This window comes from Vibrio sp. S12_S33 (assembly GCF_963889785.1).
GTDB classification, from domain to species: Bacteria; Pseudomonadota; Gammaproteobacteria; order Enterobacterales; family Vibrionaceae; genus Vibrio; species Vibrio aestuarianus.
The window spans coordinates 1-204 of sequence record NZ_CAWPQZ010000492.1 but is presented as its reverse complement, the minus strand read 5'-3'; the positions used below and the strand labels follow the sequence as shown (position 1 = coordinate 204).

1 protein-coding gene is annotated in these 204 nt (G+C 48.5%); it reads left to right on the top strand.

Features of this window, described 5'->3' with window-relative positions:
* The coding region (locus AACW06_RS20850; RefSeq protein ID WP_202884150.1) for a hypothetical protein at positions 1-204 on the top strand (204 nt) is incomplete at both ends.

Genomic DNA, 204 nt, shown 5'->3' with positions numbered 1-204 from the left:
GCGTGGCAGAGAACAGTGACGGCGTTGAAACTGTGGTGAGTATTCCAACGGGTGTGGAAGTGGGTGATACGGTGACCTTAACCATCACCAACCCAGATAGCAGTGTGACAACGCAAACCTACACCGTTACCTTGTTAGATACGTTAAATGGTGTCGCTGCTATTACGATCCCATCATTGATTGACGAAGGTATGTACAGCGTGA